A 22,845-nucleotide genomic window follows, 5' to 3' on the forward strand; every position below is an offset into this window, starting at 1 on the left:
CGTCAGTCACCCCTCCTGCTCGTCCGACGCGGTCACCGTCGCCATGAACCAGTCGAGCGCCGCTACGACGACGTCGAACACGGCGACGTTCGCCAACTGGGTGTTCTTGATGGAGGGATACAGCTCCAGCTTGGCGACGGGGATGTCCACGCCGGGTGCGTCGTTGAGCCGCTGCCGGAGCTCCTCGCGCAGTGCCGGGTCGTCGAACGGCTTGCGTTTGCGCAGCACCCTGAAGGGGATCTCGGCGGTCTTTGCGTAGAAGCGGATGACGTTCGTGGGCTGTCCGCCGACCTTGATGATCGGCGCGCAGGAGGCGTTCGCGGACGTGCCGTACTGGAGCTCGCCGCCTCGCGAGCGCCAGTGTTCCAGCAGCCGCTGCACCGCGCCGGCCGCCTGCGGGCCGCTCGCCTCGTTGAGCTGGTGCAAGAAGCGCTCTTCCAGCGACGTCAGTGCTTGTGGCGACAGGGACCCGTCGCCCGCGGCCTCCGTCTCGGCCAGGTCCGCGGCGATGGGCAGGCCGAGGAGTTCGGCGATCTCTCGGGCGGTGATGTGCTGGTCCGCGGAGGCGCGTCCCGCGTCGTCGAAGACGATGCCCTCCGCGCGCAGCACCTCGTGGACGTCCCGGTCGTCGTCGGGATCGGTCCAGCGGAAACTCTCGGAGACCTGCCCGGACCTGCTGAGGACCCGGTGGGCGTTGAGCACGGGGACGGTCGCCAGATGGACGCCGACGGGCACCGGATGCGAGCCGATCAGCTCGGCGACGTCCGAGTACGAGGTCCAGGTGGCGGCGGGCAGGGCCGCCACGGCGCTGTGCAGCAGTGTCCAGTCGCGGGAAGCCGCGCTCCCGCGGCCGGACTCCTCGGGCCCCGGCCAGATGGCGATAGCGCGGTCGGCGAGCCGGTCGGCGCGGGCCAGGATCTCGGCCTTGCCCCAGCGCTCGCAGGCGGCGATCTCCTGGTTCATGACCAGGCCGCTCTGACCCAGCTGCCGGCGCTTGGCGGCGAAGGAGTTGTTGCTCAGCTCCGCGTTGTAGCCGCTGAGGGTGAGGTTGCCCAGCGTGTGCACGAGCTGCCGATGCAGAAGATCGGCGTCGTCGCCCCCGTGGGAGAGCTCGCTCAGCCAGTCGGCGGTCATGGACTGCGGCAGGACGTGCTCGATGGTGATGCGCTTGTCGGCCAGGTCCACCCGCTCCTTGCTGCCCAGCGACTCCTCGATGCGCCGCAGGATGAGCTTCTGCTGCACCGTACGGCCTTGCCAGTAGAAGGCGCGGCTGCGGATCTCCTCCCGTAGCTGGGCGTCCGAAGGCCAGTAGAGCCTGGCGGGTGACAGCGCGGTTCGTACCGCTTGCGGTACGTCCTCCTCGGCGACCAGCTGGACGGCGAGCCGTTGGAAGATCCGGTTGAGGTTGCCCGTGGTCACCCCCGCGATCAGGCGGCGTACGAGGAAGCTCTCGACGTACGTCAGCGCCTCGCCCACCTCCTCGTCGCCGATGTGGTCGTCCTCCCGCAGTTCGAGCAGGCGCATCACCAGCGGGTAGGCCGTGGACGCCTGCCACTCCTTGAGGAAGCGCAGCCGTCCGGCGAACGGCAGGTCCTCGGAGGGGAACAGGATCTGCCTGAGGTGCCGCGCGCGACGGTGCAGGTCCTGGACGTACGCCTCGACCTGGCTCTCGTCGCCGGACAGCGTCAGAAGCAGCTGCTGATGCCCCCGGTAGACGGCGTTGTACTGGGCCTCGCCACCCTCCCGCAGGACCAGCACCAGGTACATCAGTTGTTCCATGGCCTTGGCGTCCAACTGGTCCTGGATCGGCTTCCAGTACGCGTCGTAGACGTGCTGACCACGGGTGGGCAGGCACATGAAGACGTAGTTGCGGATGAGGTCCACCTGGCTGAGCCGCATGCCCGTGTTGTTGATCGACTCGAAGATGCGGAACGCGTTGTCGTCCTTCTCCACCAGGATCTGCACGAGATTGAGCCGGTCCAGCAGCACCGACTCCACGCGCGCGACGTCGTGCGGGTCGGCCGGGTCGTCGAACTCCTTCAGCATGCCGCGGAAGAACTGGTAGGCGTTGCCGATCAGACTGTCGGACCTGCCGTCCGACGCGCCGTCCACGCACGCTTTGAACGCCGCCCGGTCGCCCTGCGTGGGCAGGAGCCGGTAGCGCAGCTCGCCCTGCTGGAACTTGTTGATCAGGTGCAGCTCGTTGATCCGCTCGCGGGCGCTGGGCTCCTCGGCGACCAGGTGATCTCTGATGGCGCAGAGGGCGAGCATCAGGGTGGTGAGACGCTGCTGGCCGTCCACGATGATCCACTGGGAGCGGCTCGGCGCCAGCTCCGGGCCGGGGGCGAGGACGACCGATCCCATGAAGTGGCTGGGGGCGTCCTGCCGTTGCTCGGCCAGTACGTCGACCTGGGCGGTGATGTCCGTCCACAGCTGAGTGAGCTGGGGGCGCTCCCAGGTGTATTGGCGCTGGTAGAGGGGGACCAGTAATTGCTGGTCGCCCTGGATGAGCTTGCGGAGGGTGGTTTCGTTGGCCTTCATGCCGCCCCGTTCACGTCGTAAGCGAGCAGTGTCTTTGCAGGCACAGTAAGTTACGGCGGTTGATCGACGGCCGCAAGGTTCGCGGGGCGGGAATGCGTCGCGTTTAACATCTAAATCATATGCAGGTAAAGGCGAAAATCCGGTACGATCGGCCGTGACGGCGATCCCACTCCAGCGAGGAGAACCCGGACAAAGATGACGGACTGGCAGCTTCTAGCCCCGGACGAGGACAGCCTCGCCCTCGCCGACACCGCCCGCGCCCAGTTCCGATCGCTGCGTGGCCCGGCGGTCATGCGGGCCGCGCTCGACGGCGGCGAGCCGGGCGGGTGGGAGACGGTCGCGGACGGCGGTTACGCCGACATCGGGATACCCGAGGAGCTCGGCGGGATCGGCCGGGTGATCGACCTGGTGGTCATGCTCGAAGAAGCCGGACGCGCCCTGCTCACCGCTCCCCTGCTGGCGTCGGCGCTGGCGTTCCGTACGCAGGTCGCGGCCGGCGTGCACCGGGAGGACTTCCGGCGGGCGCCCGCGGGGTTCGGGATCGCCGAGGGGGCGGTCGACGGGGGCGGCCGGTGCCGTGTCGAGCGGGTGCACGTTCTGGGCGGGCAGGGCGCCGCCGCGTTCACCCTGGTCGTGAAGGGTCCGGAGCAGGTGTGGGTCGTCGTGGTCGATCCGGGGGCCGAGGGGGTCGAGGCGGTGGGGCAGGAGACCCTGATCGATCCCTCCCGGCCGTTCCCGGCCTTCCGGCTCGGGCACGAGACGGGCGTGGCCGCCGAAGAGTGGCGGGAGCTGGCGCTCGGGGATCTGGAGCGGGTGCTGGCGGGGGCTCGGGTCTGTGTCGCCGCCGATCTGGTCGGGACCGCCGCAGGCGCCCTGGACGGGGCCGTCGAGCATGTGCTCCAGCGCAGGCAGTTCGGGCGGGCCGTCGGCGGCTTCCAGGCGGTCAAGCATCAGCTCGCGGACGCCTACACGGCGGTGGAGCGGGCGCGCAGTCTCGTCTACGGTGCGGCCCTGAGCCTCGCCGCCAAGGACTGTCTGCTGGCCAACGCGGTCGCGGCCGAGACGGCCGTGCGGGTCACCTCGCTGTACACCCAGCTCATGGGTGCCATGGGGGTCACCTTCGAGGCCGACTGTCACCTGTTCCTGCGGCGCGCCCACCAGACGGGCGGCCTGCTCGGGGAGCCGGACGCCCTCTATCTGGCGGCGGCGCGGATCGAAAGGCGGATCTCCCGATGACGGACGTGACCTCCGAGTTCGAGGCGTTCCTCGACGGCTTCCTGCCCGCGGACTACGCGGAGAACTACCGGCGCTACCGCCGCGACGTGCGGCTCCGCACCGAGTACCAGGCCGCCGCGTTCGACGCGGGCTGGCTGGTCCCCGAATGGGGCCGGGGTGAGGGCGGGCGCGGCCTGAGCGTCCCCGACGCGCTGGCCGTCAAGCTCGCCGGCGCGCGCCGCCGGGTGCCGCGGCTGATGAACATCCAGGGCGCCGGGGTCGCGGCGCCGGCCATCAGGTCGTACGGCACCGCCGCCCAGCGGGAGCGGCTGCTGCGGCCGGCGACGCGCGGGGACGAGTGGTGGGCGCTCGGCATGTCGGAGCCCGGCGCCGGGTCGGACCTGGCCGCGCTGCGCACGACGGCGACGCTCGCCGACGGGGTGTTCACCGTCAACGGGCAGAAGGTGTGGACGACGCAGGCGGACGAGGCCCGGTGGTGCGCGCTGTACGTCCGCACCGATCCGGAGGCGAGGCCGCACCGCGGCATCTCCTGCCTGGTCCTCGACCTGCGCAGCCCCGGGGTGGAGGTCCGGCCGATCCGCACCGCCGGGCCGGCGGTCGAGTCCTTCTGCGAGGTCTTCCTCGACGACGTGAAGGTGCCCGAGGACGCGCTGCTGGGCCCGCTGCACGGCGGCTGGGGCGTGGCCATGTCCAGCCTCGAACACGAGCGGGACATGATCTGGATCAACACCTGGCTGGAGACCACCCGCGCGCTGGAGCCCACGCTGACGGCGCCGGAGCTGTCGGAGCACCAGCTCGTCCGGCTGGGCCGGTCGCTGGCGGACGCGGAGGGGGTACGGCTGACCGGGCTGCGGACCGCCGCCCAGCGGCAGGCGGGCCTGCCGTCCCCCGCGTCGTCGATACTCAAGCTGCTCGGCTCGGAGTCGGTGCAGCGCGCGGCCCTGCTGTCGCTGGAGAGCGCCGGGGCGCGGGCGTTCGACGACCCGGCGCTCTTCGACGAGCGGCTCGAATCGCTGGCCGCCACCATCTACGGCGGCACGTCGGAAATCCAACGCAACATCATCGCGGAGCGTACGCTCGGACTACCGAAAGGCACGCCATGACAGAGACCCACCCCCTGCTGGGCAGGACAGCCGTCGTGTCCGGGGCCGGACGCGGGCTCGGCCGGGCGATCTCCACGGCTCTCGCCGGGGCGGGCGCCGTGGTGTGCGGCGTCTCCCGCAACGCGGAGGAGCTGGAGAGCCTCGCGGCCGAGATCAAGGCCGCGGGCGGCCAGGCGTACGCCTTCCCCGCCGACATCCGCAGCCCCGCCGACCTCGACCGGCTGCGCGACGCGGTGCTCGCCGAACTCGGCGGCGTCGACATCGTGGTCAACAACGCCGGCAACCTGGTCAAGCGGCCGGTCGTCCCGCTGCCCGTGGACGAGGCGTCCGGGGAGAAGGTGGGGCAGCCGGGCTCAGGGCCGGCGAGTGTGGCCATGACCGACGAGGAGTGGGACTCGGTGCTGGACACGCACGTCCGCGGGTCGCTCCACCTCGTGAGATCATTTGTGCCGGGGATGCTGGAGCGGAGGCGCGGCCGGGTGATCAACATCGCGTCCAGCAGCGTCGCCCGGTCGGCGAACCTCACGGTGAGCTACCAGGTGGCCAAGGGCGCCATCGCCCAGCTCACCCGGGCGCTCGCCAAGGAGTGGGCGGCCTTCGGCGTCACGGTCAACACCATCGCGCCGGGGCACTTCCGCACCAGCATGACGCAGGCTCTTCACGACAGTCCAGAAGGTCAGGCCTGGCTGAAGGAGCGCATCCCGATGCGGCGCACCGGTGATCCCAGGGAGCTGGGGGCGCTGGCCGTCCATCTGTCGGGGGACCTCGCTTCGTTCATCACCGGCCAGACCATCTTCATCGACGGCGGTGAAACACTCTGATGACCGAGTCCGAGATCCCCCCACGCCCCCGCCGCATGCCGTTGCGGACGCCGCGGGTGGCCGAGGCCCTGGCGGCGCAGCTCAGGCTGCGCATCCTGGAAGGTGATCTCGCCGACGGGGCGGAGCTGCCCACGGAGCCGGTGCTGCTCCAGGAGTACCCGGTCAGCCGGCCGAGCCTGCGCGAGGCGTTCCGCATCCTGGAGACGGAGGGGCTGGTGGTGGTCCGCCGTGGCAAGCGCGGCGGCACCGTCATCAAGGCCCCGGCGCCGGAGTCGGCCGCGTACCACATGGGGCTGCTGCTGCACGCGCGCGCCACCCCCATGCGGGACCTGGCGGCGGCGCGCAACCTGCTGGAGCCGCTGTGCGCGGAGCACGCGGCGGGCCGCGACGACCACGAGGCGGTCGCCGTACGGCTGCGGCAGCTCAACGAGGAGGCCGCGCAGGTCGTGGAGGACGGGCCGGCGTTCACCGGTGCGTCGGTCAGGTTCCACGAGGGGCTGGTGGACGCGGCCGGCAACGAGACGCTGCGGGTGGTCGTCGGGATGCTGGAGAGCGTCTGGAGCGTCCAGGAGCGGGGGTGGGCCCGCAGGGCGTCCGACGAGGCGAGCTACCCGCCGGTGGACCGGCGGCACGCGGTGCTGCGGGCGCACGGCGCCATCGAGAGGGCCATCGGGGCGGGGGACGCGGCGCTGGCCGGCAAGCTCATGCGGGCGCATCTGGAGGCGTCGCAGCTGTACGTCGCCTCGGAGGACGCCCCGCCCGTCCAGGTGCTGGACGAGTACGGCAACCCGCGCATGGACGGCCGCGACTGACCGGGTGAAAGGCCGGCCAGGTCCTGGCCGGCCTTCAGCGCGCTACCGCCAGGCGGCCACCGGGTAGACGCCGTCGAACCCCTCCGCCGCGACGGCCCGCGCCAGCAGCCCGGTCGAGGCGATCCGCCCGGCCGGCCGGTGCAGCACGCTCTGCAGGTGGCGGTCGAGCACGGTGAGGTCGTGCTCCTCGCACAGGCCCATGGCGCCCATCACCTGGTGCCCGTTGGCCAGCACCGTGTTCGCCGCCTCGATCATCTGCACCCGCAGCGCCAGCAGGTCGGCCGAGCGCGCCTCACCCAGCCGGACCAGCCACCACGCGTGCAGCGCCAGCTCCTCCAGCCCGTCGAGCGCGAGGGACAGGTCCGCGACGCGCCAGCGGATCTCGCCGAACTTGCCGATCGGCTTGCCGAACTGCTGCCGGTCCCTGGCGTGCGTCACCGCCCGTTCGGCGGCGGTGGCGAGCGCGCCGGCGACCCAGAATGCGTCGAGCAGCAGGCGCATCGCCGTGACCCGCGCCGCGTCCACGCCCGGCGCCTCGGCGCCGAGGACGACGCCGGACGCGAACGGGTCCAGCGGCGCAGGGCGCGGCGCCCCGGCCAAGACCCGGCGGGCGACGCCCCGGTCCAGGTCGACGGCGACGGCGTCGCGCAGCAGGTCCGCGTGGTCGAGCCGTTCGGCGTTCCCCGAGATCAGGTGAACGCCGCCGACCTCGGCGCGCAGGTCAACGGGAACGGCCAGCTCGTGCGCGAGCGGCCAGGGCAGCACGACGGCGCCCGCCGCCCGGACCGCCAGCATGACGGCGGCCGACTCGTCCTCCTCGCCCCACGGGTCGAGGCCGCGCAGGTCGAGCCGGTCGAGGGCGGGCGCGACGAGCGCCTCGCGCCGGGTCCGGTCCGCCTCGGCGGCGCGCGCGAGGTCCACCCCGCCCAGCGCGTCGAAGGCCCTGGTCACGCTCTCCTCGTAGGCGACGGCCGCCTGCGGCCAGTCACGACGCACGCCGGTCCCCCTCGATCGAGGAGCGGGCGACGAGCATGCGCTGCACCTCGATGGTGCCGGAGGCGATGGTCGCGGAGCGGGCGTACCGGAAGACGTCCTCGACGTGGCCGAGCAGGCCGGCCGACGGGTCGGGGACGAGGGCGTCGGCGCCGGAGAGGTCGAGAGCCAGCGCGGCCACCTCCTGGTCGAGTTGGATGGAGGCCAGCCGCGCGATGGAGGCCTCCCTGTCGGTGAGCCGGCCGGCGTCGTTCAGCGCGACGGCGCGGTAGTTGAGCAGCCTGGCCACCCGAGCGTGCACCAGGGCGCGGGCGTACTCGTGCAGCGCGGCCGGTTCGGCCAGGGACGGGTGGCCGGCGAGGGCGGCGAGCACCCGCTCGTCGCGGGCGTAGCGGGAGATGCCGATCCGCTCGTGCTTCATGACCCGCCGGACGACGTCCCAGCCGCGGCCGGCCTCGCCGAGCACCGCGTCGGGGCCGACCCGTACGTCGTCGAAGAACACCTCGTTGAGGTGCTGCTCCCCCATGATCGAGTCGATCGGGACGACCCGGATGCCGGGCGAGTCCATCGGCACCAGGAAGATGGTGATGCCGTCGTGCTTGGCCGCGCCCCTGCCGGTGCGGGCCGCGAGGAAGCACCACTGCGCGAGTCCCGCGTACGAGGTCCAGATCTTCTGGCCGTTCAGCACCCACTCGCCGTCCTGGAGCTCGGCGGCGAGCTGGAGCGAGGCGAGGTCGGAGCCGGCGCCGGGTTCGCTGAACCCCTGGCACCACACGGCCCGGCCGGAGGAGATGGCGGGCAGGTGGAGCGCCTTCTGCTCCGGCGTGCCGACCTCCATGATCACCGGCCCGACCCAGTTCAGGCCCATGTACTGCGGTCCGCGGGGCTCGAAGTGGGCCCACATCTCCTCCCGCAGGACGGCCTGCTGCCAGATGTCGGTGCCGGCGCCCCCGTACTCCTCGGGCCAGCTGAGCGTGAGGAGCTGCTCCTCGGCCAGACGCTCGACGACCCTGGTCACCACCGACTGGACCGCCGGGTCCGGCGAGAACGACGTCGTCCAGTCGTCGGGGAGGAGCTCCGCCAGCAGGGCCCGCAGGCGGACGCGCAACGCGTCCGCCCGCGTTCCCAGCCGGAGATCCACTGAGGTCTCCTCGGGCATTACTCCCCCGCACTCACGGCGGCTTCGACACACTTGCCGTCCGGGCACGGCTGAGCGGGTACGAAGACGCCGAGCTGGTCGGCATCGATTCCGATGCGCTTGTCGGGACCGAAGGTGTACGTGCCGTTGGCGCCCTTGAAGGTCCCCCCGGAGACGAGCGCCTTCTTGATCGCGTCGGGCTCGGTGGACTTTGCCTGCTGCGCCGCCTGGGTCACCAGGAGCGCCCAGTCGAAGGAGACCGCGCCCACCGAGTCGAGGGCGTTGAACTCGGTCTTGCCCTTGGCCTTGAGGTAGAGCTTGACGAAGTCCGCCGTGATCGAGGAGTCGCCGGTCGAGGACGACAGGAACGTCTTGGCGATGGGCCCGGCGGCGAGGGTCTTCTTCATGCCCTCCGGGATGAGCTCGGTGGTCGCCGGGTCGCCGATGCCGAGCACCGCGGACATCTGCGGGTTCCAGCCGATCTTGTTGAGGCTGGACATGGTGGCGACCAGCGGGGCGCCGTACGACCAGACGATGAGCGACTCGGCGCCCGCGTCCTTGAGCTTGGTGAGCTGCGCGGTCACGTCCGAGGCGGTGTTCGGGAAGCTCTCGTGCACGATCTTGACGTCGGGGAACTGGCTCTGCGCGATGGCGAGCGTGTCCTTGGTCTGCGAGGTGCCGAAGGCCGAGGAGTCGTCGAGCACGGCCACCGTCTTGCCGGCCGAGGCCGCGTACGACAGCAGCGGCGTGATCGAGGTCTCGCCCGAGGTGCCGGCGCCGGTGCTGAAGGCGTACTTGTACCGCTTGGAGTCGCCGACGTCGGCGGCGATCGAGCCGATGCCGCCGGCGGTGTCGCCGGGCACCTTCACCTGGTTGAGCACGTCCTGGACGGGCGGGAACGCCTCGGTGGTGAAGTAGAGCGCGGACACGCCGTCCTGGGCGAGCGCCCGGGTGGCGGCGACGGCCGCGGTCGGCTCGCCCTTGGTGTCGCGCTGCTCGATCACGATCTTCGTGCCGGGGTTGTGCTGCTCGACGTACTCGGCGCCGGCCTTGAGCCCGGCCAGCGAGTTCTGGCCGCTCGGGGAGAGCGGGCCGGTGAGCGCCCCGACGAAGCCGATCTTGATGGTGGTGCCTTCGGCGGCGTCGCCGGAGGATCCGCCGTCGCCGCACGCGGCGAGCGCGAGCAGCGCCGCGCACACCACGGCTGTGCCCGTTGTGGCACGTTTCCTCATGGGGGTGTCCTTCCTGGGGGGTTTGGCTGGGGGTGGGTCAGGAGAGGTAGGCGGCCTGCAGCAGGTCGGGCAGGTCCGGGTCGGCGCCGCGCACCCGGTGCGCGACGTGCCCGTGCCGCAGCACCACGACGTCGGCCTCCAGCTTCTGCGCGACCTCGACCCGCTGTTCGACCAGCAGGACGGCGAACCCGGCGTCCCGCAGGTCGGCGAGGATCTCGATGGTCCGGCCGACCAGCTTGGGCGACAGGCCGTTCGTGGGCTCGTCCAGCATGATCACGCGGGGTCCGCCGGCGACCGCGCGGGCGATGGCGAGCATCTGCTGCTGGCCGCCGGACAGGCCGCCCGCGAGGCGCCGCTCCATCGGGCGCAGCTCGGGCAGCAGGTCGAGCGGGTCGACCTCGGGCCTGCGGGCGGCGCGGGCGGCCGCGACCTTGAGGTTCTCGGCTACGGACAGGCTCTTGAACACGTGCCGGCCCTCCAGCACGTGGCCGAGCCCGGCCCTGGCCCGCCGGCTCGCCGGGAGGTTGTCGAGGCGCAGGTCGTCCAGCCAGATCCCGCCGGTGGCGGACTCCAGCCCGCCGATGCCGCGCAGCGTGGAGGTCTTGCCCGCGCCGTTGGCGCCCAGCAGGGCCAGGCAGGTGCCGGGCTCGACGGTGAGTGACAGGTCCTCGACGGCGGTGACGCCGCCGTACCGGACGCTGAGCGCGTCCACCTTGAGCCGGCCGCCGTTCACGCGACCCCCATGTACGCGGCGCGGACGCTGTCCACGTCGTGCAGGTCGCCGGGCGCGCCCTCCCACAGCACCTTGCCGAGGTCGAGGACGACGACCCGGTCGACCAGGCGGCTGATCATGTCCAGATGGTGTTCGACGATCACGACGGCCACTCCCGCTGCGGCGACGTCACTGACGACGCGCTCGAATCCTTCGATCTCCGTGGCCGACAGCCCGGCCGCGGGCTCGTCCAGGAGGAGGACCTCCGGACAGGTGCCGAGTGCCATGGCGGCCTCCAGGAAACGGAGCCGGCCGTGGCTCATCTCCCTGCTCTCCCGCATGCCGGCGGCCGGGTCGTGCGGGTCGAGGCCGCCGAGCTCCAGCAGGGTGAGCGCGCCGCGCCGGCAGGCGTCCCGCATCGCCTCGTCGCGTTCCCCGTGGACGGCCGGGAGCGCCAGGTGCTCCTCGATGCTCATGCCGGGGAACGTCTTCGGGGTCTGGAAGGTACGGGACACGCCGCGCCTGGCGACGGCGGCGGCGCCGAGGCCGCCGAGGTCGCTCCCGTGCAGGGTGATCCGGCCGGCGGTCGGCGGGTAGTGCCCGGACACGACGTTGAGCAGCGTCGTCTTGCCCGACCCGTTCGGCCCGATGAGGCCGACGATCTCGCCGCGCCGCAACTCCATCGACACCCCGGCGAGCGCGTCCACGCCGCCGAAGCTGCGCCGCAGGTCGGTGACCCGCAGGATCGGCTCGCCCGGCGCGCGTTCTGGCACCTCCACCTCCGGGGTGGCGGCCAGGTCGCGCAGCGCCTGCGGGGCGGGCGCCGCGGTGCGGCTGAACAGGCCGCGCGGCCGCAGCCGCATGAGCACGATGAGCAGCGCGCCGTACAGCAGGTTGTTCAGGTGCGGGTACTCGTCGAGACGCAGCGGGATCAGCACGAGCAGCACCGCGCCGACGACCGGGCCGAGCCGGGAGCCGCTGCCGCCGAGCACCACCATGACCAGGAACAGGATGGACAGGTTCGAGGAGAAGGCGTCCGGCGAGATGTAGGCGGACAGGTAGGAGAACAGTCCTCCGCTGAGCGCGCCGAGCGCGGATCCGGCGGCGAAGGCGACGACCTTGGTGAGGTAGCCGGAGACGCCGAGCGCGGACGCGCCGATCGGCTCGTCGCGGACCGCGACGGTGGCCCGGCCGAGGCGCGAGGTCCGGTAGCGGGCGTGCAGCCAGTAGCTGACGCTCGCAATGACGACGATCACGATCGCCACGACCCAGGGGGTCGAGACCGGCTCGCCGCCGAACCAGAGCCGGGCGTCGATGCCGGCCAGGCCGTTGTTGCCGCCGGTCACCGACTGGAACTGGATGAGCATGTCGTTGACGACGAGCATCAGGCCGAGCGACATCATGGCCAGGCCGATCGCGCCGAGCCGGCCGGCCGGGAACCCGGCCAGCGCGCCTGCGGCGAGCCCGGCGAGCGCGGCGACCGGCAGCGCCGCCCAGATCGGCCAGCCGTACGAGACCACCAGGACGGCGGTGACGTAGGCGCCGATGGCGAACGACGCGCCCTGCCCGAGCGACAACGCGCCGGCGTAGCCGGTGGTGATGTTGAGCCCCAGCGTGGCGACCGCGTACAGGCACACCAGTTGCAGGACGTAGCCGTTGTAGGAGAGCGGGCCCCACAGGGCCAGCAGCGCCGTCGCGACGACCAGCATCGCCGCGCCGTGCGCGGCGGGCCTGGCGAGCACCCGGCGGACGGGAGAGGGGGTGGCGTCGCGGCCGCGGGCCGCGGCGGCGCGCAGGGACCTGGACAGGTCGGAGAGCCGGTACGACATCACACCGCCCGCACCGGCGCCGCGCCGAACAGGCCGTGCGGGCGCACCACGTAGACCAGGGCCAGCAGCAGGAACACCGTCAGGTTGACCGTGAGGCTGCCGACGTGGACCCCGGCGAACTGACTGACCACGCCGATGACCAGGCCGCCGACGACGGCGCCGCCGATGCTGCCCATGCCGCCGATCGCGGTGGCGACGAAGCCGTAGAAGGTGTACGACATCCCGAGCGACGGGGTGACGAGCTGGGTGGAGGCCACCAGCACCCCGGTGACCGCGGCGACCAGCGCGGACAGCACCGTGGCGATCTGCGAGGCGCGGGCGCGGGAGATGCCGATCGCCTCCGCGCCGTCGAGGTCGTCGGCGATCGCGCGCAGCTCCAGCCCGACGCGGGTGCGCCGGTAGAACAGCAGGAGCAGCCCGGCGACGGCGAACAGCGCGGCGACCGCGGTCAGCTCGGCGGGCGAGACCGCCAGGCCGGCCAGGTCGAAGCGGTGCTTGCTGACGCCGTACGTGAAGTTGCGGGACTCCCCGCTGTAGGGGACGGCCAGCAGCTCGGCCAGGACCACGCTGACCGCGAGGGTGGACAGCAGCCAGGAGGCCGACTGGCCCGACTGCACGAACGGCCGCACCGCGGTCCACTCGACGGTCAGCGCCACCACCACCATCACGGCGAGCGCGGCCACGTACGCGAGCCAGACCGGCAGGCCGGCGCCCACCGCCACCAGCACGGACATGGGCATGAGCATCACCATCTGCCCGTGGGCGAAGTTGATGACGCCGGTCGTCGTGAACAGCGTGGCGAAGCCGACCGCGACCAGTCCGTAGATCGCGCCGTCCGCCAGACCCGGCACGAGCACCGTCTGGAGAAACTCATGCATGGGGGGACCCGGTTCCGGCGCGGGATGTGTCGTCTCTCTTCACCATGGCGCGAAACGTATATATGATTTGGATGACAGTCAAGGAGGGCGTCGCGGCGCCCGTGGGGAGGCGCCCGTGTCGAGCAAGAGCGGCGGAGCAGACCTGGAACGTGCCGACGGAGTGCTGCTCAGCACGGTCGTCAGCGGGACGCTGGTCGTGACACTCAACCGCCCGCAGTCCGCCAACGCCCTCGACGACGAGCTCATGGACGCGCTCGCGGACCTGTGGCGGGCCGCCGCCGGAGCGCCGGAGCTGCGCGCGGTGCTGCTCACCGGCGCGGGCAGGGCGTTCTGCGCCGGGGCCGACGTGTCCATGCTCTCGGCGCCGAGGGTGAAGGTCGGCGACACGGCGGCCGAGGAGCTCGACTTCCTGCCGGGGCCGCGCCTGGGCATCCCGGTCATCGTCGCCGTGAACGGGGTGTGCGCGGGAGGCGGCCTGCACTTCGTGGCCGACGCCGACATCTGCCTCGCCTCGACGGCGGCCCGCTTCCTGGACCCGCACGTCAGCGTCGGCCAGGTGTCCGCGCTGGAGCCGCTGCAGCTCCGGCTGCGGATGCGGCCGGACCTGCTGACCCGCCTCGTCCTGCTCGGCCGGCACGAGTCGCTGTCCGCCGAACGGGCCGAGCGGGCCGGCCTCGTCTCCGAGGTCGTCGAGCCGGACGCGCTCCTCGGGCGCGGGATGGAGCTGGCCGCGATGGTCGGGCGGAACTCGCCGGAGGCCGTACGGCTCAGCCGCCGGGTGCTGCGTTCGTTCGAGGAACGGCTCATCGCCGCCGACATGGACCTCGGCTGGGAGCTGATCCGGCGGCACCGGCACCATCCGGACGCCGTCGAGGGCCCCGCCGCCTTCCTGGACAAGCGCGAGCCGAAGTGGACGACATCATGAGGGCGGCGTCATGAGGGCGGCCGACTGGAGGCGCAGGCCGCGGGTGGTCGCCCCCGAGCTGACGGACGCCTGGCGGCGCCGGGGCTTCCGCACCGAGGAGCGGATCGGCGACCTGCTGGACCACGGGGCGACGCGCTGGCCGGACCGGCCCGCGATCATCACCGCGCACGGCGAGACGAGCTTCGCCGAGCTGGCCGCCACGTCCGCGGCGGTCGCCCGCACCCTGCTCGCGGGCGGGGTCCGGCCGGGCGACGCGGTCTGCTGGCTGCTGCCCACCGGCCCGCACGCCGTCGCCGTCGCGGCGGCGATCTGGCGGATCGGGGCGATCAGCAGCCCGATCGTGCCGCTGTACGGCCCGCGCGAGATCCGCACCGTGCTGGACCAGATCCGGCCGGCGGCCGTCGTCACGTACGGCGACGACCGGCGCCGGGCCTACCCGGACGAGTTCGACGAGGCGCTGCGCGACCTCGGGCACGAGCCCGCCGCACGGCTGCTCACCACCGGCCGGTCGGCGGGATGGCGGGCGGCGGACGGCGCGGGCCCCGGCGCGCTGCCGTCCGGGATCGAGCCCGCCGCCCCCGAGGACCCCTGCCTGGTGCTGTTCACCTCGGGCACCGAGTCCGAGCCCAAGGGCGTGGTGCACTCCGTGGCGGGCCTGCGGCACGAGCTGCGGACCACCGTCGTGGAGTGGGGCCTGACCTTCCGGGACCGCATGGTGATGGCCTCCCCCGTCACGCACATCACCGGCCTCCTGCAGGGCTTCATGATCCCCTGCCAGGTGGGGGCGACCGCGGTGCTGATGGAACGGTGGGACCCGGCCGCGTGCGCCGAGCTGGCCGACCGGACCGGCGCCACGTACATGGCCGGCGCCACGCCGTTCCTGCGCGAACTGCTCGGCGTGTACGCCGCCGAGGGGCGGGACCGCTCGCCGCTGCGCCAGTACTGCTGCGGCGGCGCGGCGGTGCCGCCGGACCTCATCCGGCAGGCCGGCGAGCTGGGCATCGCGGCGTACCGGGCGTGGGGCATGACCGAGCTGCCCACCGCGACGCTGCCCAACGAGCTGGACCCGCTGGAGTTCCGGGCGGAGACCGACGGCCGGCTCGCGCCCGGCGTGGAGCTGCGGGTCGTGGACTCCTCGGGCCGGGACGCAGGGCCGGGCGAGACGGGCGAGCTGCTGCTGCGCGGCCCGGAGATGATGCTCGGGTACGTGCGGGAGGAGCTGAACGCGCACGCGTTCACCCCTGACGGGTGGTTCCGTACGAGGGACCTCGGCTCGCTGGGCGGCGACGGGCAGGTGCGGATCACCGGGCGGCTCAAGGACGTGATCAACCGGGGCGGTGAGAAGTTCTCGGCCAGGGAGATCGAGGAGGCCATCGTGCGGCATCCCGATGTGGCTGCGGTGGCGATCGTTGCGGTTCCTGGTGGGCGCCTTGGTGAGCGGATCGGGGCGGTCGTGGTCTCGGAGCGGGAGGATCTGACTCTGGAGGAGGTGGGGCGGGCGGTGACCGGGCAGGGGTTGGCCCGGCACAAGCAGCCGGAGTTGTTGCGGGTGGTTCGCTCGCTGCCCACCAACCCGACCGGGAAGATCAACAAGGCCGCGGTGGTCAAGCTGTTCGACCCGGAGGCCGGGTGATGTGCGGGCTGCTGGACGGGCGCTGTGTCGTCGTGACGGGCGCCGGGCGGGGACTGGGCCGCGCGTACGCGCTCGCCTGCGCCGCCCACGGCGCCGCGGTCGTGGTCAACGACGTGGACGAGGCCGCCGCGCACGCCGTGGCCGCGGAGATCGCCGCCGCCGGCGGGCACGCGGTGGCCGAGCCCGGCTCCGCCGCGTCGTGGGAGGTCGCGGCCCGGCTGGCCGGGACGGCGGAGCTGGAGTTCGGCAGGCTCGACGGCCTCGTCGCCAACGCCGGGGTCACCCACCACGGCCCGCCGTGGGAGGAGGACGAGGCGCGGTTGCGGCGGATCACCGAGGTGAACGTGCTCGGCGTGCAGTTCGCCGCGGTGCACGCCATGCGGGCGATGGTCCGGCGGGGCGCCGGCGGGTCGATCGTCACCGTCGTGTCCGGCGCCCGGTTCGGCATCCCCGGCATGAGCGCCTACGGCGCCACGAAGGGAGCGGTGGCCGCGATGACCGCCGGCTGGGCGCGGGACTGCGCGTCCGCCGGCATCCGGGTCAACGCGGTGTCGCCGCTGGCCGAGACCGGCATGGCGGCCCTGGACACCCGGCCCGACCGGCCCGTGCTGGGCTCGCCCGGGGACGTGGCGCCGGTGGTGGTCGCGCTGCTCAGCGACGCCACCCGTGACGTGACCGGCCGGATCGTCCGGTTCGACGGCGCCGATCTCGGCGTGTACGCGCCGGAGTCCCTCGTCCCGGTCACCGGCTGGACGGCCGGGGACCCGGCGGCGTCGATCGCGGAGGCCCTGGCCCGGCTGGGCGGTTCCGCCACAGCCGGGCCGAGCTGATCCCGACGCCCTCGGGTTCCTGACGCGACGGTCAGCTCCCCGAGCCGCCCCACTCGCGCAGCACGTCCGCCGCCTCGGCCACCGTACGCGGCACCGGGGCCACCGGGCCGGCCGGCGTGCGGGAGAACCGGGGGGCCGGGGTCGCCTGGACCACGCCGTCCGCCTCGGCGTACGTGCCGCGCGCCGCCAGGTGCGGATGGCCGGGGGCCTCGGCGAAGCTGAGCACCGGGGTGACGCAGGCGTCGGTGCCGGCGAAGTGCCCGGCCCACTCGTCGCGGGTCCGGGACGCGAACGCGGCGGCGAACCGCTTGCGCATCGCCGGCCAGTTGGCCGGATCGTTCTGCTCGCCCAGCTCGGCCGGGTCGAGCTCCAGCCCGGCCAGCAGCGCCGCGTAGAAGTGCGGCTCCAGCGCGCCCACCGCGACGAACCCGCCGTCGGCGCAGGCGTAGGTGTCGTAGAAGGGCGCGCCGCCGTCGAGCAGGTTGCCCTCCCGTTCGTCGCGCCAGGCCCCCATGCCGCGCAGGGCGAGCGTCATCTGGCTGAGCAGCGCGGTGCCGTCGACCATGGCGGCGTCGATCACCTGGCCCCGGCCGGAGCGGGAGCGTTCGAACAGCGCGGCCAGCACGCCGACGAGCAGCAGCATGGAGCCGCCGCCGAAGTCGCCGACCAGGTTGAGCGGCGGCGCCGGCGCCTGGTCGGCGCGGCCCATGGCGTGCAGCGCGCCGGTCAGGCCGATGTAGTTGATGTCGTGGCCGACGTGGCCGGCCCACGGCCCGTCCTGGCCCCACCCGGTCATCCGGGCGTACACGAGGCCGGGGTTGCGGGCCAGGCAGACGTCGGGGCCCACGCCGAGCCGTTCCACCACGCCGGGGCGCAGGCCCTCGATCAGCACGTCAGCGTGTTCGGCGAGGCCGAGGACGACGGCCCGCCCGTCGGCGGACTTCAGGTCAGCATGGATCTGCCGCCGGCCGCGCAGCACGGCGTCGGTCGCGCCCGGAGCGCCGAACTGGAGCCCGCGGCCCGCCGGCCGTTCGATCCTGACCACGTCGGCGCCGAGGTCGGCGAGCACCATGGCCGCGTGCGGGGCCGGGCCGAGCCCGGCCAGTTCCACCACGCGCAGTCCCGCCAGGGGGCCGTCCTTCATCGGGGGTTTCCACCTTTCTCCTTGCGCTTGCCGTTCACGAACGCGTCGAGCCTGGCCCCGGCCGCGGCGGACGCGGCGGCCTCGGCGATCGTCGCCGCCTCGACGCCGAGCTGGTCGGCCAGCGACCGGGCCGGCGCGTCCCGGAGCAGGCGCCGGGTCCGGCCGAGCGCCGGGAACGGCCCGGCCGCGATCCGCGCCGCCGCCTGCCTGGCCGCCTCGGTGAGCTCGTCGTCGGGGTGGACGCCGGTGACCAGCCCCCAGTCGGCGGCCTCCGCCGCCGTCAGCCGGCGGTCGGTCAAGGTCAGGGTGAGCGCCCGGCGCAGCCCCACCACCTGCGGCAGCAGCCAGGACGTGCCGCAGTCCGGGGTCAGCCCCGCCTGCGCGTACGCGGTCAGGAACGTCGCCGACTCGCCGGCCAGCACCAGGTCGGCCACCAGGGTGAGCGCCAGCCCGGCGCCCGCCGCCGCGCCCTGGACGGCGGCCACGACGGGGACCTCCAGCCCGGCGAGGGCCAGCACCGCGCGGTGCGCCGTCGTGGCCAGCTCCAGCACGTAGCCGGCGCGGTCGGCGGCGCCGTGCATCGCGGTGACGTCGCCGCCTGCGCAGAAGTTGCGGCCGCGGCCGAGCAGCAGCACGCAGCGCACCCCGGGGTCGGCCGCGGCGGCCTCGACGGCGTCGCCGAGCGCCCGCGCCGTGGGCAGGTCGAGTGCGTTCGAGTGCTCCGGCCGGTCGAGCTCGATGGTCGCCACCCCGCCGGCGACCTCGTAGCGCAGTGCGCCGCCGGTGACCGTACGTTCGTCGGCCGGCGCGGCGGTCAAACCGGCGAGCACCAGGTCGGCGAGGTGTCGGTAGGCCTGGGCGGCGTCGAACCCGGTGGCCGACTGGAGGGCGCCGCGCTGGATGGAGTTCATGACCTCGGCCACCGCGGCCCCCACGAACGGCGCGTGGACCGAACGCAGCACCCCCGCCCTGACCCCCTCCGCGACCAGGCTCCGCACCCGCTCCGCCGCGAAGCGGGTGTTCTCCTGGTAGACCTCGTTGGCCGGGCCGAAGGCGGCCACGTCCGCGAGGAACGCCGCCGAGGCGGGCTGCAGCTCGGCGGCGACGGCCTCCAGATAGACGGCGAGCTGCCGGGCCGGGTCGCCGGAGGCGGCGACCCTGGCCTCGATGCGCTCGGTCGCCGTCTTGAAGAACGAGCGGACGACGGCCACCACGATCTGCTCCTTGCTGGGCGCCACCGCGTACAGGGTGGTGCGGGAGCAGCGCAGCCGCTCGGCGAGATCGCCGATGTTGAACGACGCGAACCCCTCGGCCAGGAACAGCTCGCGGAGCTGCGCCAATGTCTCCTCGGGCCGGGTGCGGCTCCTGTCGGGCGATGGCATGGCATGACTCTACGGCACCCACTGGCGGACAGTACAGTCTCTGATACTTTGGTACTTAGTTCCGTACTCCGCCGAAGGAAGCCTGGATGCCCGCATCGCACGTCATGCCCAGCGAAGAGAGCGCCGACCTGATCGAGATCGTCCGGGACCTCGCCGACAGGGAGCTGGCCCCCCGCGTCGCGAAGGCCGAGGCGGACGAGGAGTTCCCGCGCGAGGTGTTCCGCACGCTCGGCGCGATGGGCGTGCTCGGCCTGCCCTACCCCGAGGAGCACGGCGGCGGCGGCCAGCCCTACGACGTGTACCTGCGGGTGCTGGAGGAGGTCGCCCGGGTCTGGTCCGGCGTCGCCGTCGGCACCAGCGTGCACGTGTTGTCCTGCTTCGGGCTGGCCGGGTTCGGCACCGACGAGCAGCGGCGGGCCTGGCTGCCCGGCATGCTCGGCGGCGACCTGCTCGGCGCGTACTGCCTGAGCGAGCCGCACGCCGGCTCCGACCCCGCCGCCATGACCACCCGCGCCGTACGCGACGGCGACGACTACGTGCTCACCGGCGCGAAGGCGTGGACCACGCACGGCGGGCGCGCCGACTTCTACACCGTGATGGCGCGGACCTCCGACGACCGCAAGGGCATCTCCTGCTTCCTCGTCCCGGCCGACGCCGAAGGACTGAGCGCCGACCCGCCCGAGCGCAAGATGGGCCTGACCGCCTCGCCGACCGCGACGATGCGGCTGGACGGCGTACGGGTGCCGGCCGAGCGCAGGATCGGCGCGGAGGGCGACGGACTGCGCATCGCGCTGGCCGCGCTCGACTCCGGCCGGCTGGGCATCGCCGCCGTCGCCACCGGCCTGGCCCAGGGGGCGCTCGACCACGCGGTGACGTACGCGAAGGAGCGCTCGACGTTCGGCCGGCCGATCATCGAGCACCAGGGCCTGGCGTTCCTGCTGGCCGACATGGAGGCGGCCGTGCAGACCGCCCGCGCGATGACGCTGCACGCCGCCCGGCTGAAGGACCTCGGCCTGCCGTTCGGGCGGGAGGCGTCCATCGCCAAGATGGTCGCCACCGACAACGCCATGAAGGTCACCACGGACGCCGTCCAGGTGCTCGGCGGCTACGGCTACACCCGCGACTTCCCGGTCGAGCGCTACATGCGCGAGGCGAAGGTCATGCAGATCTTCGAGGGCACCAACCAGATCCAGCGCATGGTCATCGGCCGCTCGCTCGCCGGGAACACCGCACCCGTGATCACCTCCCTCGGCAGGGAGAAGCACTGATGCAGGTCGCCCACACCGCCGTCATCGTCACCGGCGGGGCCTCCTCCGGCATCGGCGCCGCGACCGCCGAGCTGCTGGTCAAGGAGGACGCGGAGGTCTTCGTCCTCGATCTCGAGCAGAGCATCGACGCCGCGGAGCCGGTGCGGGGGGTGGAGTACCTCCCCACCGACGTCACCAGCCCCGAGGAGGTGCGGGCCGCCGTCGCGACGGCCGCCTCCGGCCTGCCGCTGCGCGCGGTCGTCAACTGCGCGGGCATCGCCCCGTCGGCGCGCGTCCTGGACGGGGGCGGGGTGCACGACCTCGACCTGTACGCGCGGGTCGTGCAGGTCAACCTCGTCGGGACGTTCAACGTGCTCGCGCTGGCCGCCGAGGCGATCGCCCGTACCGAGCCGGACGAGCACGGCCAGCGCGGCGTGATCGTCAACACCGCCTCGGTCGCCGCGTACGAGGGGCGGGTCGGGCAGGCGGCGTACTCCTCGGCCATGAGCGGCGTCGTCGGGCTGACCCTGCCCGCGGCGCGCGACCTCGCCCAGCACGGCATCCGGGTCAACGCCATCGCCCCGGGCGTCGTGGAGTCCCATGAGGAGCTGGTGGCCGGCGTCCCGTTCCCGCGGCGGCCGGCCCGCCCGGACGAGTACGCGCACCTGGCGCTGGCGATCATCCACCACGACTACCTGAACGGCGAGGTCATCCGGATGGACGGCGCACTCCGGGCGGCGCACGCTCACACGGGTGGGCCCGAGTGAAATCAGTGACAGAATGCATTCATGCGGCCACCCCGAGCTAAGTACTTCAACACCACCGGTCCGTGCGATCCCCAGCGCCACTACATGCTGCCCCCCACGCAGCGGCTTCCCCAGGCGCGCGAGCTCATCGAGATGGATCGCTACTTCGTGCTGCACGCGCCCCGGCAGACCGGCAAGACGACCACACTGGACACTCTGGCCTCCGAGCTGAACGCCGAGGGCGACATCACCGCCCTGATGTTCTCCTGCGAGAGCGCCAAGGCGGCCGGCGACGACTACCCCGCCGCCGAGTCGCTTCTGCTGGACTCCCTGCGCGAGGCCGCCGAAGAGTCGGGATGGCCCGACGAGCTGCTGCCGCCGGATCCCTGGCCGCAGTCCTCCCCGGGCAGTCGGTTCCGTGCGGCGCTGCGTGAGTGGTGCCGCCGCAGCCCGCGCCGGGTGGTGCTGCTCCTCGACGAGATCGACGCCCTGCAGGGCAACAGCATGGTCAGCATCCTCAGCCAGCTCCGCCACGGCCACAACGCACGGCACAAAGGACTTCCGTTCCCCGCGTCGGTGGTGCTGTGCGGACTGCGCGACGTACGTGACTACAAGGTCGCCTCGGGCGGCCCATCCGACGGGTCGAACCCGGCCAGCCCGTTCAACATCGTCGCCGATTCACTGCGCCTGGGCGACTTCACCGCCGACGACATCGCCGAGCTCTACGACCAGCACACCCAGGCCACCGGCCAGGAGTTCACCAAAGACGCGGTGGACCGCGCCTTCGAGCTCACCCAAGGCCAGCCCTGGCTGGTCAACGCCCTCGCCTACGAGATCATCTCCAAGATGAGAGTGACCGGCGCCATCACCTGCGAGCGGGTGGAGGAGGCCAAGGAGCGGCTTATCCGAGCGCGCGCCACCCACCTGGACTCCCTGGTGGCCCGGCTGCACGAACCACGGGTGGAACGAGTGATCGAACCAATCGTGGCCGGGACATACCCGGACACGGACGCCGCCTTCGACAAAGACGTCTCCTACGTTCATGACCTGGGCCTCATCCGCGGAACCAGGGATCTGGAGATCGCCAACCCGATCTACCGCGAGGTCCTGCTACGGGTCCTGGGCGATCGCACGGAGCGGTTCGTCAAGGCCGAGCCCCGCAGCTTCGTGCTCCCCGACGGCCGGTTCGACCTGCCACGCCTGCTCCAGGAGTTCGTCACCTTCTGGCGCGAACACGGCGAAATCCTCATTCAACAAGAGGGCTACCACGAAGCCGCCTGCCAGATCATCCTCATGGCCTTCCTGCACCGCCTCGTCAACGGCGGCGGCCACCTCGACCGCGAATACGCCGCCGGCACCAAACGCCTCGACGTCCTCATCCGCTGGCCCTACACCACCCCTGACGGCGAACGACAACTCCAACGCGAAGTCATGGAGCTGAAAGTCTGGCGCCCAGGCGAAACCGACCCCACCCAGGCCGGCCTCACCCAACTCGACCACTACCTCGACCGCCTCACCCTCACCACCGGCGTCCTGGTCATCTTCAACCGCCGCCCCGAAGCCCCACCCTGGCAGGAACGCGGCCACTTCGAACACACCACCACACCCGCCGGCCACCAGGTCACCGTCTTGCGCGTCTGACG

General features: G+C 72.8%; 19 protein-coding genes. 10 read left to right on the forward strand and 9 right to left on the reverse strand.

The window, feature by feature from the left end:
* Positions 1-6: 6 nt before the first annotated feature.
* Positions 7-2,541, reverse strand: coding sequence for a DUF262 domain-containing protein (locus tag ABD292_RS00260; protein WP_344204139.1), 2,535 nt, complete (start codon positions 2,539-2,541; stop codon positions 7-9).
* 195 nt (positions 2,542-2,736) lie between these two features.
* Here ABD292_RS00260 and ABD292_RS00265 point away from each other — a divergent pair, with 195 nt between their 5' ends.
* From ABD292_RS00265 to ABD292_RS00280, 4 genes are read left to right on the forward strand one after another with little or no spacing between them, the layout of a single operon-like run.
* A complete protein-coding gene (locus ABD292_RS00265; protein ID WP_344204141.1) occupies positions 2,737-3,777 on the forward strand; it encodes an acyl-CoA dehydrogenase family protein in 1,041 nt (346 codons plus the stop codon).
* Entirely contained in the window at positions 3,774-4,880 is a 1,107-nt protein-coding gene (locus ABD292_RS00270; protein WP_344204143.1) for an acyl-CoA dehydrogenase family protein, read from the forward strand. The genes ABD292_RS00265 and ABD292_RS00270 overlap by 4 nt, the downstream gene beginning before the upstream one ends.
* Positions 4,877-5,701 carry an SDR family NAD(P)-dependent oxidoreductase gene (locus tag ABD292_RS00275; protein ID WP_344204145.1) on the forward strand — a complete coding sequence of 275 codons (825 nt, stop codon included), beginning with the start codon at positions 4,877-4,879 and terminating at the stop codon, positions 5,699-5,701. Before ABD292_RS00270 ends, ABD292_RS00275 begins: the two co-directional genes overlap by 4 nt.
* Entirely contained in the window at positions 5,701-6,513 is an 813-nt protein-coding gene (locus tag ABD292_RS00280; protein WP_344204148.1) for a FadR/GntR family transcriptional regulator, read from the forward strand. The genes ABD292_RS00275 and ABD292_RS00280 overlap by 1 nt, the downstream gene beginning before the upstream one ends.
* A gap of 42 nt (positions 6,514-6,555) precedes the next feature.
* On the opposite strand, the gene ABD292_RS00285 is transcribed toward ABD292_RS00280, so the two are convergent.
* Genes ABD292_RS00285 through ABD292_RS00310 form a run of 6 tightly spaced genes read right to left on the reverse strand, consistent with a single transcriptional unit; the run spans position 6,556 to position 13,295 of the window.
* Positions 6,556-7,509: an acyl-CoA dehydrogenase family protein gene (locus ABD292_RS00285; RefSeq protein ID WP_344204149.1), complete on the reverse strand. Its 954-nt coding sequence runs from the start codon at positions 7,507-7,509 to the stop codon at positions 6,556-6,558.
* A complete protein-coding gene (locus ABD292_RS00290; RefSeq protein ID WP_344204150.1) occupies positions 7,499-8,647 on the reverse strand; it encodes an acyl-CoA dehydrogenase family protein in 1,149 nt (382 codons plus the stop codon). The genes ABD292_RS00285 and ABD292_RS00290 overlap by 11 nt, the downstream gene beginning before the upstream one ends.
* A 17-nt stretch (positions 8,648-8,664) precedes the next feature.
* Positions 8,665-9,876 (reverse strand): ABC transporter substrate-binding protein, encoded by a 1,212-nt coding sequence (locus tag ABD292_RS00295; protein ID WP_344204151.1) that lies wholly within the window; start codon positions 9,874-9,876, stop codon positions 8,665-8,667.
* A gap of 37 nt (positions 9,877-9,913) precedes the next feature.
* A complete protein-coding gene (locus ABD292_RS00300) occupies positions 9,914-10,609 on the reverse strand; it encodes an ABC transporter ATP-binding protein (protein ID WP_344204153.1) in 696 nt (231 codons plus the stop codon).
* Positions 10,606-12,417, reverse strand: coding sequence for a branched-chain amino acid ABC transporter ATP-binding protein/permease (locus ABD292_RS00305; RefSeq protein ID WP_344204156.1), 1,812 nt, complete (start codon positions 12,415-12,417; stop codon positions 10,606-10,608). Before ABD292_RS00305 ends, ABD292_RS00300 begins: the two co-directional genes overlap by 4 nt.
* The gene (locus ABD292_RS00310; protein ID WP_344204158.1) at positions 12,417-13,295 is read right to left on the reverse strand and encodes a branched-chain amino acid ABC transporter permease; all 879 of its coding nucleotides are present in this window, start codon (positions 13,293-13,295) and stop codon (positions 12,417-12,419) included. Before ABD292_RS00310 ends, ABD292_RS00305 begins: the two co-directional genes overlap by 1 nt.
* 115 nt (positions 13,296-13,410) lie before the next feature.
* Here ABD292_RS00310 and ABD292_RS00315 point away from each other — a divergent pair, with 115 nt between their 5' ends.
* The 3 genes from ABD292_RS00315 to ABD292_RS00325 are packed head-to-tail and all read left to right on the forward strand — an operon-like array spanning position 13,411 to position 16,683.
* Positions 13,411-14,220 carry an enoyl-CoA hydratase/isomerase family protein gene (locus tag ABD292_RS00315; protein ID WP_344204160.1) on the forward strand — a complete coding sequence of 270 codons (810 nt, stop codon included), beginning with the start codon at positions 13,411-13,413 and terminating at the stop codon, positions 14,218-14,220.
* A gap of 10 nt (positions 14,221-14,230) precedes the next feature.
* A complete protein-coding gene (locus tag ABD292_RS00320) occupies positions 14,231-15,853 on the forward strand; it encodes an AMP-binding protein (RefSeq protein ID WP_344204161.1) in 1,623 nt (540 codons plus the stop codon).
* Positions 15,853-16,683, forward strand: coding sequence for an SDR family NAD(P)-dependent oxidoreductase (locus tag ABD292_RS00325; RefSeq protein WP_344204163.1), 831 nt, complete (start codon positions 15,853-15,855; stop codon positions 16,681-16,683). The genes ABD292_RS00320 and ABD292_RS00325 overlap by 1 nt, the downstream gene beginning before the upstream one ends.
* A 31-nt stretch (positions 16,684-16,714) precedes the next feature.
* Here the strand turns inward: ABD292_RS00325 and ABD292_RS00330 are convergent, their stop codons facing one another.
* Positions 16,715-17,827: a CaiB/BaiF CoA transferase family protein gene (locus tag ABD292_RS00330; RefSeq protein ID WP_344204165.1), complete on the reverse strand. Its 1,113-nt coding sequence runs from the start codon at positions 17,825-17,827 to the stop codon at positions 16,715-16,717.
* On the reverse strand, positions 17,824-19,209 hold the full coding sequence (locus tag ABD292_RS00335; protein ID WP_344204167.1) for an enoyl-CoA hydratase-related protein: 1,386 nt from the start codon (positions 19,207-19,209) through the stop codon (positions 17,824-17,826). Before ABD292_RS00335 ends, ABD292_RS00330 begins: the two co-directional genes overlap by 4 nt.
* A gap of 86 nt (positions 19,210-19,295) precedes the next feature.
* Here ABD292_RS00335 and ABD292_RS00340 point away from each other — a divergent pair, with 86 nt between their 5' ends.
* Genes ABD292_RS00340 through ABD292_RS00350 form a run of 3 tightly spaced genes read left to right on the forward strand, consistent with a single transcriptional unit; the run spans position 19,296 to position 22,843 of the window.
* Entirely contained in the window at positions 19,296-20,477 is a 1,182-nt protein-coding gene (locus ABD292_RS00340) for an acyl-CoA dehydrogenase family protein (protein ID WP_344204169.1), read from the forward strand.
* Entirely contained in the window at positions 20,477-21,223 is a 747-nt protein-coding gene (locus tag ABD292_RS00345) for an SDR family NAD(P)-dependent oxidoreductase (RefSeq protein WP_344204171.1), read from the forward strand. Before ABD292_RS00340 ends, ABD292_RS00345 begins: the two co-directional genes overlap by 1 nt.
* Before the next feature lie 21 nt (positions 21,224-21,244).
* Positions 21,245-22,843, forward strand: coding sequence for an ATP-binding protein (locus ABD292_RS00350; RefSeq protein ID WP_344204173.1), 1,599 nt, complete (start codon positions 21,245-21,247; stop codon positions 22,841-22,843).
* Positions 22,844-22,845 lie beyond the last annotated feature (2 nt).

Source organism: Nonomuraea bangladeshensis (assembly GCF_039529455.1).
GTDB lineage: Bacteria > Actinomycetota > Actinomycetes > Streptosporangiales > Streptosporangiaceae > Nonomuraea > Nonomuraea bangladeshensis.

Coding starts and splice junctions, on each gene's coding strand:
- ABD292_RS00260 (WP_344204139.1), bottom strand. CDS start 2,541: ATGAAGGCCAACGAAACCACCCTCCGCAAGCTCATCCAGGGCGACCAG.
- ABD292_RS00265 (WP_344204141.1), top strand. CDS start 2,737: ATGACGGACTGGCAGCTTCTAGCCCCGGACGAGGACAGCCTCGCCCTC.
- ABD292_RS00270 (WP_344204143.1), top strand. CDS start 3,774: ATGACGGACGTGACCTCCGAGTTCGAGGCGTTCCTCGACGGCTTCCTG.
- ABD292_RS00275 (WP_344204145.1), top strand. CDS start 4,877: ATGACAGAGACCCACCCCCTGCTGGGCAGGACAGCCGTCGTGTCCGGG.
- ABD292_RS00280 (WP_344204148.1), top strand. CDS start 5,701: ATGACCGAGTCCGAGATCCCCCCACGCCCCCGCCGCATGCCGTTGCGG.
- ABD292_RS00295 (WP_344204151.1), bottom strand. CDS start 9,876: ATGAGGAAACGTGCCACAACGGGCACAGCCGTGGTGTGCGCGGCGCTG.
- ABD292_RS00305 (WP_344204156.1), bottom strand. CDS start 12,417: ATGTCGTACCGGCTCTCCGACCTGTCCAGGTCCCTGCGCGCCGCCGCG.
- ABD292_RS00310 (WP_344204158.1), bottom strand. CDS start 13,295: ATGCATGAGTTTCTCCAGACGGTGCTCGTGCCGGGTCTGGCGGACGGC.
- ABD292_RS00320 (WP_344204161.1), top strand. CDS start 14,231: ATGAGGGCGGCCGACTGGAGGCGCAGGCCGCGGGTGGTCGCCCCCGAG.
- ABD292_RS00325 (WP_344204163.1), top strand. CDS start 15,853: ATGTGCGGGCTGCTGGACGGGCGCTGTGTCGTCGTGACGGGCGCCGGG.
- ABD292_RS00330 (WP_344204165.1), bottom strand. CDS start 17,827: ATGAAGGACGGCCCCCTGGCGGGACTGCGCGTGGTGGAACTGGCCGGG.
- ABD292_RS00335 (WP_344204167.1), bottom strand. CDS start 19,209: ATGCCATCGCCCGACAGGAGCCGCACCCGGCCCGAGGAGACATTGGCG.
- ABD292_RS00340 (WP_344204169.1), top strand. CDS start 19,296: ATGCCCGCATCGCACGTCATGCCCAGCGAAGAGAGCGCCGACCTGATC.
- ABD292_RS00345 (WP_344204171.1), top strand. CDS start 20,477: ATGCAGGTCGCCCACACCGCCGTCATCGTCACCGGCGGGGCCTCCTCC.
- ABD292_RS00350 (WP_344204173.1), top strand. CDS start 21,245: ATGCGGCCACCCCGAGCTAAGTACTTCAACACCACCGGTCCGTGCGAT.